The organism is Coleofasciculus sp. E2-BRE-01 (assembly GCF_040221695.1).
GTDB lineage: Bacteria > Cyanobacteriota > Cyanobacteriia > Cyanobacteriales > Coleofasciculaceae > Coleofasciculus.
In genome coordinates this window covers 64,512-75,495 of record NZ_JAVKEA010000058.1, presented here as the reverse complement: position 1 = coordinate 75,495, position 10,984 = coordinate 64,512, and the positions used below count along the sequence as shown (strand labels likewise).

9 protein-coding genes, 1 tRNA gene and 1 pseudogene are annotated in these 10,984 nt (G+C 45.7%); 3 read left to right on the top strand and 8 right to left on the bottom strand.

Annotation, left to right across the window (positions count from 1 at the left end; translation table 11 throughout):
* From RIG66_RS06615 to RIG66_RS06605, 3 genes and pseudogenes are all read left to right on the top strand, one after another.
* Nucleotides 1–478: pseudogene (locus RIG66_RS06615) on the top strand (DUF4114 domain-containing protein); the annotation flags it as partial.
* Entirely contained in the window at nt 465–5,201 is a 4,737-nt protein-coding gene (locus RIG66_RS06610; RefSeq protein WP_446376366.1) for a S8 family serine peptidase, read from the top strand. The pseudogene RIG66_RS06615 and the gene RIG66_RS06610, both read left to right, overlap by 14 nt.
* A 40-nt stretch (nt 5,202–5,241) precedes the next feature.
* Nucleotides 5,242–5,382 (top strand): hypothetical protein, encoded by a 141-nt coding sequence (locus RIG66_RS06605; RefSeq protein ID WP_446376364.1) that lies wholly within the window; start codon nt 5,242–5,244, stop codon nt 5,380–5,382.
* A 16-nt stretch (nt 5,383–5,398) separates the two neighbouring features.
* On the opposite strand, the gene RIG66_RS06600 is transcribed toward RIG66_RS06605, so the two are convergent.
* The 8 genes from RIG66_RS06600 to RIG66_RS06565 form a co-directional block, all read right to left on the bottom strand.
* Entirely contained in the window at nt 5,399–5,674 is a 276-nt protein-coding gene (locus RIG66_RS06600; protein ID WP_446376362.1) for a hypothetical protein, read from the bottom strand.
* 293 nt (nt 5,675–5,967) lie between these two features.
* Nucleotides 5,968–6,044, bottom strand: a tRNA-Met gene (locus RIG66_RS06595).
* 121 nt (nt 6,045–6,165) lie between these two features.
* Nucleotides 6,166–7,122 (bottom strand): asparaginase, encoded by a 957-nt coding sequence (locus RIG66_RS06590; protein ID WP_446376360.1) that lies wholly within the window; start codon nt 7,120–7,122, stop codon nt 6,166–6,168.
* 133 nt (nt 7,123–7,255) lie between these two features.
* The gene (locus tag RIG66_RS06585) at nt 7,256–7,756 is read right to left on the bottom strand and encodes a CGLD27 family protein (protein ID WP_446376358.1); all 501 of its coding nucleotides are present in this window, start codon (nt 7,754–7,756) and stop codon (nt 7,256–7,258) included.
* Between the two features lie 14 nt (nt 7,757–7,770).
* Entirely contained in the window at nt 7,771–8,187 is a 417-nt protein-coding gene (gene rsfS, locus RIG66_RS06580) for a ribosome silencing factor (protein ID WP_446376356.1), read from the bottom strand.
* Nucleotides 8,188–8,267: 80 nt separating this feature from the next.
* Nucleotides 8,268–8,855 carry a bis(5'-nucleosyl)-tetraphosphatase (symmetrical) YqeK gene (yqeK, locus tag RIG66_RS06575; protein ID WP_446376354.1) on the bottom strand — a complete coding sequence of 196 codons (588 nt, stop codon included), beginning with the start codon at nt 8,853–8,855 and terminating at the stop codon, nt 8,268–8,270.
* A 76-nt stretch (nt 8,856–8,931) separates the two neighbouring features.
* Nucleotides 8,932–10,260, bottom strand: coding sequence for a glycosyltransferase family 4 protein (locus RIG66_RS06570; protein WP_446376352.1), 1,329 nt, complete (start codon nt 10,258–10,260; stop codon nt 8,932–8,934).
* 259 nt (nt 10,261–10,519) lie between these two features.
* Complete coding sequence (locus RIG66_RS06565; RefSeq protein WP_446376350.1) at nt 10,520–10,966, bottom strand: ATP-binding protein; 447 nt, start codon at nt 10,964–10,966, stop codon at nt 10,520–10,522.
* Nucleotides 10,967–10,984: the final 18 nt, after the last annotated feature.

Below are 10,984 nucleotides of genomic sequence, written 5' to 3'. Positions count from 1 at the left end.
ACTGGATGACGTGGCGGAAAGTGAAGCCACTGATGAAGCGCTGACGGAAGAAACGCCGTTAAATGAATCGCCGTTAACTGGGTTAGACAGTTCTAGTGTGACATTTGAATCCGGCGTGTTTACGGTTGGACAAACTGGGGACGTTAGTGTTGATTTCCTCTTTGATGGTGGGGGATATGAAGGTGAACTCGCTGTCTTTAGTTTAGAGGGGATGGAGGAGTTTGAACCGGGTTCGGAGGCGTTTATTCAGGAAGCGGCGTCTCGTGGGTTGAGTGATTCCGAGTTAGGTCATATTGTGATTAGTGACCAAACGGAAGGGGCGCGATTCGTTGGTGAATTAGGAGAAAGTGACCGCAATTCTGGAGAGTATTTGGGAGTTCAAACAGTCCAAATGCGTCCAGGGGATGAGTTTGGCTTTATGCTGGTTCCCAATAATACAGTGCAACGGGTGTTTGATAATCCCGATGCGGGTGTTTGATAATCCCGATGTGGGAGGGGCGGCGCGTCCCCTATTTTCTATGGCGACGGCGAATCCAGATGATGCATTTCATGTGGGGCAAATTGCCGATGTCACCGGGGATGGAAGTACCTTTGTGATGGAAGATTTGCGGGTGGATACGAAGTCGGATGGGGATTATAACGATGTTATTTTCCAAGTGCGCGGGGCGACGGGTGAAGCCGCGTTGATGGATGAGGTGATTGATTCTGGAAAGGATTGGCGGGAGACGGATTTGGGTCAAGCGTTGATTGATTATACCGAACCTTACATTACGCCGGATACGCCTGATGATGGCGGACTATTAACGGATGAATTTGTCGGAGAATCCCCAACCGATGAGATTGTAGTCGATGAGAGTGAAATTGTTACCGAACCGACAACTGAAGAATCAACCGATGTTGTTATCGATGAACCTGTTAACAATAGTGAAATAGTCACCGAACCGATAACAGATTCTGAACTGGCTGAACCTGTCCAGAATGAGTTTCCTCCAGAAAATCAGCCGTTAGTCGGCATTATTGATACAGGTTTCAGTGACAATAATCCTGATATTGACTATAGCCGAATCAGTTTAGGACAAGACCGCATTGATGGCGATAATAACCCTCTGATGGAAGCTGGTGAGGGGAATGAACATGGCACCCATGTGTTAGGAATTATTGGGGCGACTCAAGATAATGATATTGGCGTTGAAGGGATTAATGATGATGCGCCGATTTGGGTTGGGCGTGCTGTTGGTTCTGGCAAGTGGGCAGAATCATTAGTCGAATTTGTTGATGCGGCGCAAGAATCGGGTCAACCCAATGCTGTGGTGAACCTGAGTTTAGATTTAACCCAAATTGATGCCAATGGGGAGGTATTGACTCGTTATGAGTTTACCCCAATGGAACGGGCGGCGATTGAGTATGCCCGTCAGAATAATGTCATGTTAGTGGTGGCGGCTGGCAATGATGGGGATGTGATGTCGGTATTAGGACAGGCTTCTCAGGAGTTTGACAATATCCTGACTGTGGGGGCGGCGGAACAGTTTGACCCCGAAACGTCGGTTTGGAAGGGGGCTGACCGCACGGATTATTCCAGTTATGGTCATGGGTTGGATGTAATGGCTTATGGCGGAACTGTGGATAATCCCCAGTTGTCCTTGACTGGGGAAGGAACCAGCGGTATGGCGGGGACTTCCGTAGCCACGGCGAAGGTGACGGGGGCGGTGTCCCAGGTTTGGGCGGCGAATCCTGAGTTGAGTTACCGCCAGGTGGTTGAGATTATTAAGAATACAGCCACAGATTTGGGCAGTACGAGTCATGATGCTGAGACAGGTGCTGGCTTGTTGAATATAGCGGCGGCGGTTCACTTGGCTAAGGCAACTTCTGGGGAAGAACATGATGTATCTTCGACTTTGATTCCTGAAACTTGGAGTGGTGAAGGGGTCTTTACTGCGGGCGATCGCGCTGTCAATAGTAGCGCTCCCACTCTTACCGTGCATAATCTTCATGCCTCGCCGAATGAAGTCATCTCTGCTGCCAACTTCTTCTCAGTGACGCATCAAGATGGTAATCCTATTCTGCAATACAAATTTTATTCATCTGATCAAATGCCCGGTAGTGGCTACTTCACTCTAAATGGGGTTAAGACTGGTGTCTCTTTTACTATCAATGCAGACCAACTCAAGGATTTGCAATTCGTGAGCGGTAGCGAACTAGGAAAGACTCAGACGTTTTCAATTCGGGCTTCTGATGGCAAGGTCTGGAGTTCAGCGATTAATGCTGTCGTCAATCCTCAGACCATTAATGGCTCTATCCAGGAAAATAAGCAACCCGAAATTATTGTACATAATCGCGCATTTAAGCCAGAAGAAACTGTACCACTGTCTACCCTATTTAGTGTCAATGATGCTGATGGCGACGCTATGCAGATCTATCACATCTACGACCGAAATCATGGTGATAACAGTGGCTACATCACGCTTAATGGTGTAAAGCAATCTGGCTCAATTTATGTGAATGCGAGCCAGTTGAAAGATATGCAATTTGTGGCGAGTAGCGAAGCGGGAAAGACTGAAACTCTTGCTATTCGGGCTTTTGATGGTAAGCACTGGAGTCAATACAGTAATTTTGTAGCCAATCCACTTCCTATTAATGGCTCCGCAGCTACTAACCGTTTACCCATGATTAGCATCAACAAGGTTACGTTATCCCCTGGTGCTACTGTTGCTGGATCAAGCCTCTTCAGCGTCCAAGATCCTGACGGCGATGATATGCAAAGTTACTACTTCCATAACCGAGATTCTGGTAGTAAAAGTGGCTATTTCACCTTGAATGGTGTGAAACAACCTCGAACCCTGTACATCAACGCTAGTCAACTTAAAGATTTGCAGTTTGTTGCTGGAAGTGAGCCAGATAAAGAACAGTCAATTGTTATTTCTGCTTTCGATGGCAAACACTGGAGTGATGATTTAGTCGTTCCTATCAATTCATCAGGATCAGCACAATCTCCTACTGATTCTTTAAGTAGTGTTGCTCAAAAAGCAATTGACGATGTTTATAAAGCCAATAAAGTTAAATTGGGACAACCCATTAGTGAGCCTGTTGATTTAGGTAATGGATTCCTTAATCAAACTTTTAAGAATGGTCATATTATTTGGAATGGTCAGAAAGCAATTCCTTACTTCACTGGGACAGGGCATCAACTCCCTAACATTGACCTACCTGAAACCATTTCTCCAATTTGGCAGCCAACCCCCACAACCAATATTATTGATGCTCTGGATGGTCGTCACACCTATCCTAATATGCAGGGAAGTAGTGAATACTGGGTGAATTTAAAGGGTAGTAAAAATGTTATTAATTTGGCGGCGCGGAATACAGGACTGGCTCACCCAGACTTACGCACTACAGTCTATCGTGACCTCGGTAATGGTCAGCTGCAACAAATTCCCCTGACTGGCGTTAATCCTGATGACAATTATGCAAGTTTACAGGATTTATCGGCTGGAAAATATCTAATAAAAGTGGACGTTGAACATGAAAAAGCGGATATTCCTTATGAGATGATTGTGAATTTGGATCAAGCTGGGGATAGCTTGGCAAAAGCCCGCAACTTGAACCGAGAGTATGGAAAAATTGATGGTAAGCGCATTATTGTGAGTGATCATGTGGGTCTGCCCGTTGGTGATAAGGACTTATATGCCTTTACCACTAGCAACTTTCAGCCAGTCTTGCAGTTTGCGGTTCGTAGTTTATACAGTGATTTGAATCAAGAAACAAAGAATCGGTCGTTAGATGGTGACATTAAGATGCGGTTGTTGGATGCTAATGGTAAGGAGGTATTGTCAGTTGATTCTGTCAACCGCAAGCCTACATTCGCAGCCGAGAACCTGAAACATAATAGCAAATACTATATTGAAGTCACCGCAAGGAATGGTTCTCGAACAAACTACGATCTGGTCTTAAACTTTGAAGAAATCTGGGCGCAATCTGGGCGGCATGAGTTTAAGGGTTTGACGGGTCAAATTGAGTATAATTTCCGGGTTGATAGTAATGCGACAGATCGCACCCTACACACAGCAGTGCGAGATGTCAATGGTAAGACAATTGACTCCATTCACTACACCTCTAAAATTTACCTACAACAGAATGGGCAATGGGTTGCTGTCAATCCAAATAGCACTGGTAACAGTGTATTTCGCTATGATTCTCTTCGACCTGGTAAGTATCGCGTCGTGATGACTCCTAAGCCATCAATGTCTTCATCTTCTTACACCTTTGTTCATAACTTAGATCAAGCAGGGCAGACTCGATCTGATGCTCGGAATCTGGGGCAAATTGGAGGAAAACGAGTTACAGTGAATGATCACGTCGGAGTACCGACTGGTGAGCTGGATTACTACAAATTTTCCACTGGCTCCGATCCTCGACTCTTACAATTTGCCGTTCGTCATCCAAGTGGTAATGGTAGTTTACCTCTGGAGGGAGATGTTGAGTTAATTTTGTATGACAAGAATGGCAAGGAGTTGAAGAAAGTTAATTCTCGGAATCGGAAGTCAACTTATGACGAATATGAGTTGAAAGCAAACAGCACATACTATGTTCGGGTCAAGGCTCAATCTGGTGATAGTGGAAACTATCACTTGGTCTTAAATGCGGAGGTGAAGCGCAATACTGGTGGTACTGATCCTAATCCAAATTACATTTACACAAATGCTGACTACTTGAATGCACTGTATCAAGACAATATCAACAATAGATTGGGGTCTAACAGCCACAATCACGATCACATTATTCGTGAGGCAGTTGATTCGATAGACGGAGATAGTAATCCGGGAATTTATGCCTTAGTTGGCGGTGAAGTAATTGAAGCCAAGAATGGAAAAGAAGTTAGTTCTAAGTATTGGGGATACAATGGAACGGTTGCTATCTACAATAAAGAGCTTAACCAAACATTCATCTATTGGCATTTAGCCGAAGGTTCAATTAATGAGAATTTACAAGGTAAAACTATTGCAGCAGGTTCTTTAATTGGAAAAGAAGGTAACACAGGTGCAAGTTACGGATCTCACACCCATGTAGAAGTGCATAACAATCGAGCATACGTTAATATGTTTAATCCTTTGAATCCTAAATCTCCTGCTAATAGTGGTCGGCTTCATGTACCAACTGTATTTCAAAATGCCGTAAGAAAGGGACTTGTGAAACTGTATAAATAACGTATATAACCGATCAAAAAACACCGTTTGACACCGGGAATTGAATAAAGGGCGACCCGATCAAATTAAGCGGACACCGTTGTTAATTAATGCGGTGCGGGTCGCCCCTACACCCGAATCAAAGGTGATAGTCTCCCAGGGTGCGATCGCCCTCCCTCTCCCGGTTAGCGCCAATCCCTGATCAAAAGCGCGATCGCCTAAAACACACCTCCATTTTGAGTCAGGGCGGGTTTTGTTGAAAAGTTATCACAAACATCAAAATTAAACGGCTCGCGCCCGTCCCTACAAATACCTGGGCTTCCACGCGATCGCACTTTCTCTATCCCCAGCGTGCGATCGCGAAGCGAGTAGAGCCTACAGCAGATCGCGCCTTCCCCTTTCCCCAGATACACCATCTCACCAGGAATAGAAGCGTTCCCCACCAAAGTGCGATGGAAGCCTATCCAGGAAAGCACATAACGCTCAAAAAACACCGTTTGACACCGCCAATTGAATAAAGGGCGACCCGATCAAATTAAGCGGACACCGTTGTTAATTAATGCAAGTGGGTCGCCCCTACACCCGAATCAAAGGTGATAGTCTCCCAGCGTGCGATCGCGTCTTCCCTTTTCCCAGATAGCCCCGATAATTGTGATCGCCTGAAACACGGTAGGATAGCACCGACGTGCGCCCTGATCTAGCTGTGAACTTAGGAGCTATCAACCGCCCAAAATATATACAATATAACCCTGTAGACTCAATCGTTTACAGGGCTTACCTTTATATTTGGTGGCGGGAGGCGGATTTGAACCACCGACCTTCGGGTTATGAGCCCGACGAGCTACCAGACTGCTCTATCCCGCGTCGCTCTAAACAGCATAACACCTATTTACTAAATGTGGCAACTCCAAGCAAAAAAAGTCTAGGTGGGGTAGTACCAACAAAGGACATAAGACAAATGACCAAGGACATAAGAAAAATGACTTCAAAAACTCATCGAGAGTTCGCCAATCACCTCTAAACGCTTGAACTCACCGAAATGCATAAAGGTTTCCGCCAAACTTTCCGCCACGGCGGGACTAATCCAACCCATTTGCTTCAAAAGCTGAATCGCTACCGCATATTTAGCGCGTTTGGCTCCATCCATGACTTTAATTGTCATACCCAGTCCTTCACCCACACGACCGATACATTGAACCCCTTCTGATCCAGCTTTACTCACCAGTTCACCTTGAGTCAATCGCATTAATTCCGTATCAAATACTCCTTCTCCTGCCACTAAGGTAGGATGATGGGTCATTGCCCGAACAATTCGCTCCATTGCCAAATTGTCACCAGAAGCGAGTTGAGCAAAGAGGGTGGCGATTTGAGCGAGTTGCAAAAAATACGTCGGTGCCCCACAGTCATCGTGTGCCAAAATCAACTCTTCTGGTGGCATCCGCATCAATTCCGCGACTTTGCTCAAAACGAGTCGTTGAACGGGGTGATTGTACTGTAAATAACTATCAATAGACCAATTGCGTTGGCGGCAGACAGCAAGCATACCTGCATGTTTGCCAGAGCAGTTGTATTCTAAGGCACTTTGCTTGCCCGGAGGAATAGGACATTGCAAGGCTGATGGGTCAACATCGCAGCGCCAAAGAATCTTAAAAACCTGACGAACCTGTTCCAGATGACCTTGGTGGGAACTACAAATAATTGCCAAATCCCGGTCGTTAAGATTATATCGTTCCAGGGTTCCCGTTGTAGTAACTGCCAGAGCCTGAAACGGTTTGAGTGCCGAACGAATAAAGGTTGATGTTTCTGAATTGCCCGCTACAGATAGGACACGCCCTCGCTCGTCACAGAGGACAGCTTGAGCGTGGTGGATGGACTCGGCTATGCCTTCCCGGAGTAAACGGACTTCGATCGCTGGTGCTTGATTACGTTTTACCCTTGTCATTCGTTATTCGTCATTGGTCATTGGTCATTGGTCATTTGTAAGAGTTTAGGGAATATTGGCAGAAATTAATAGTGTTGGGTTTATTTCCACCAACCAACTTAATCGTTTTGAGGAAAAACCAAACCATAAATTATCAAGAAAGATTCCATAGCAAGCTACCACTGATGATAAGAATAGCGATAATGCCCAATGTTCGTTGCAGGCGTTGCAGAATGGGCTGAACTTGATAGGAGACGATCAGGCGATCGCGACTCAGGACTTCTGGTGGCTTCGTCCAGGTTTGACCATCATACCAGCCGGACTCTTCATAGCCGATGGTTTCGGTCGATAAGCGATCGCACACGTAAGACCAACCTAAGTACAGTCGCAGTAACACCAATATCAAAAACATGCCAGCACCTGCGCCACCCGCCAAAATAAACTGTACCAGATGCTGGTGCGGCGCAAAACTAGCGGCGGCGACTGGACCGGCTATTAACCAGCTTAAGCCCCAAACCCAAGCCAGCTTGAGTCCATAATTTCTCAATTCTAGCTTCGCCCAACGGAAAAACCAAGAGTCTTTTAATTGTTGGTACTCATGAATCGGTTGTTGTTCTGTCGGTACGGGACAGAAAGAAACGGACGATTCCCTCATAGTATTTGTTCAGGTTAGGATTGTTGCGAATTGAATTCAACATGTTCGGCGTGACCCCAAAATGCTTCTAGATTATAGAACTCCCGTTCATGAGGCAGCATAATGTGAACAATCACTTCACCGTAATCCTGAAGCAGCCAGCTTCCATCGGCTTGTCCTTCGGTTCGTAGAGGACGCCGTTGCCAAGTCGTTTCCACTTGATCTTCAATCGACTGAGAAATCGCCCTCACCTGTACCCGCGAAAAGCCTGTTACAATCACAAAATAATCAGCAATATAGGAAACATCTGCCACGCGGAGGATGACGATATTTTCACCTTTGCGATCATCTGCAGCTTGGGCAATGGTTAATGCCAGATCGGGTCTAGCTTTTTGGTCTTGGTTTTCATTGACAAATAAGGTAGATGAGCGTTGAAATTGGTCATTTGTCATTTGTCCTTTGTCATTTGTCATTTGTTAGAGTTTGATAATTTTTTATAAAACGTAACATTTTTCGGTTTATGTCCATTGACCTACTGAGTCAATTCTGGTTTTTGGCTAAAGCGTTGCACCGCCCAGTTCCGAGTTAAGATCATGCGGGGGTGAATCAGGCGACGGGTATTGAGCAGGTGTTTGACACAGTAGTCACAGGTTAGCCAAACGGCTTTGTGCAGATCGACGCGAGCAATTTTTCGCAAATTCTCCAACTCCGGTGTATCACCACGACCTGGTTCTAGACTATCGGCTAAAAACACAACGCAGCTCATCTCACTCATTCCTGGATTTCCTAACGTGTGCAGCGCGATCGCATTGAGTACAACGTCCTCTTGGATAGCGAACTGCTCTTTAGCCACGATAGCACTGACATCAGCATGTAACAGATGGGGAGTCGCTGCACAGATTGGATCTATATCGATACCTCCCTCCTTAGCCATTCGCAAGAGTCGCTCTGGCTTAAAGTATTTAGCCAGATCATGCATCAATCCGGCTTGAGCGGCTTGCTCCACATTTAAATGATAATGTCGAGCTAATTCCATAGACATCTGCTCAACCCTCAGGATGTGCTGCATCCGGGCTGTCGGAACATTATCGTTTAGCCAGGTTAAAACCTGATCCCGCATTCGGTCACCCAACTCCTCAAGGCTAAGATTGACTCTATACTATAGGTATTGAATCCATTTTATCTTCTGTGTCACCTCAACGCTTCTGAAGGGAAGCAAAGAGTTGTTCATAGCGATCAAGCGCTCGGTCAAACGCATAATTTTCTTCGGCATACTTTCTGCCTTTGTCACCCAAAGCTTTGACTTTTTCCGGATGGAGATAGAGATCCAAAATTTCGGCGGCTAAATTTTTGGGATCTTCGGGTTTGACGATAATACCACCGCCACTTCTTTGAATGGCACTGGCGGCTGTCCCTTCGGCTGGCACCGAGGCGATCATGGCACGACCGCTTGCCATCAAAACCGGAATTTTTGAGGGCATATTAAAGTCAATAACGTTGTGCTTTTGCAAGACCAAGCCCACATCGGCGGCGGCTAGCATTTCCGGGAGTTTTTCGCGAGGTTGAAATGGTAGCAGGAGTACGTTAGTGGCTTTACAGGTTTGTTTGTATAGCTGTAATTGTTGCAAGGCTTTAGCTTCTGCTTTCACCTGCGATCGCGCTTTCTTTTGGATCTCAATTTGCCATTCTACCAGCGCCCTCGCTTCTTCTTGCTGCAATCGTTCTAAAGCTTTTTCTTCTCCCACAATAACAATGACAATTTCGGGAACGTGGCGCAGGCGAATCGAAGCCTGGATAACGGTTTCTATGCCTTGACTTAGCGCTATATTCCCGGAGTACATGACCACAAACTTGCCGTTGAGTCCATGCTCCTGACGGAATGCATTTGGTTCTTTAGGTAAAGGTTTGATGAAATCAACATTCACCCAATTCGGAATCAGCTCAATTTTGCTTTCACTGACTCCCTTATTCTGCAAGTTTTTAATAAACCCATCAGCAATAACACTAATTTTGGTCGCTGTCCGGTAGGCAAATTTTTCCAAAATGGAAAAGATGCGAATCAGCTTGGTATTGGTCAGAATTTTCAGGTGTACAGCCGCATCGGGTAAAATATCCTGAAGATTGAGAACCACTGGAACCCGGTGTAGCCATCCTAGGAGTGCTGCGGGTACGGCAACGGGTAGTGGTGGTGCTGTCAAGAAAATGATGTCGGGGCGCTTACCCTTTAAAGCATGGACAAAACTCGTCGCCACAAAGCTAACTTCCAATAATAATCGGTCGATTAAACTGGGTTCAGGGCGAATCCAGACATAACTGCGTTGAATCGCCACGCCGTTGATCACCTCGGTGCAGTATAATTTGCCTTGGTAGTCTTTATAGACTTCTTTTTGAGGATACCAAGGCATACCCGTAACCACCCGAACCTGATGTCCTCGTTTCACTAACCCCTCAGCGAGTTCGGTCATCAGTGGGGCAATGCCAATGGGTTCGGGAAAATAGTTGTAGGAATAAATCAGAATTCTCATAAATTTTAGGAAAGCAAGTGGGACTTACCCAGTTGGGGCTAATTTTTTCGCCAAACTAGCCGAGTGCCTATCAATCAGGATGTCTAGGCTTATGTTCAAGGACATTGCACGGCTCAATTGCTAAGGAAACACCATTATTGTAGGATCTACCTATTGTAGTTGCCTTTATCAGAATGCCGCATCGTAAGAGTAACTGCAATCAGCCTAGAGGCTGGATAAATTCACGGGTTTCACACATTCCTTCAATGGCTTACGGCATTCAATGGCTCACTGGTACGAGTCGTTTTCCCATAAACAAACAATTGCGCTGATCAGATAAGCGTTGATAATATAGTTCATCCGTGAATTGCTCCATCAAAATTAATCCTCTGCCTGTTTCCTCTAGAAGGTTACAGCCTTTTTGGTGTAAAGCGTCCAACTTAGCCTGTAAATCGAACGGTTGTCCATGATCCCAAATCCGTATCTCTAAGCGGTCAGCAAATATCTTCAGCTCCAGCTCAATCGGTGTGGTTTGAGGTAAGTGGCGATGAGCGTGGTGAACCGCGTTGGCGAAGGCTTCGTCTAGAGCCACTTTACAATCCCCGCAAAATTGGTCAGGAAATTGGCGCAAAGCTAACCTATCAAACCAGGCGAGAATTTTCGCAACAGCATTTATGTCTGTGGCTACCTTGAGATGCGATTGTTTAAGGGGTTTGTCATGGTGCATTAATCGAAAGCCAGTCCC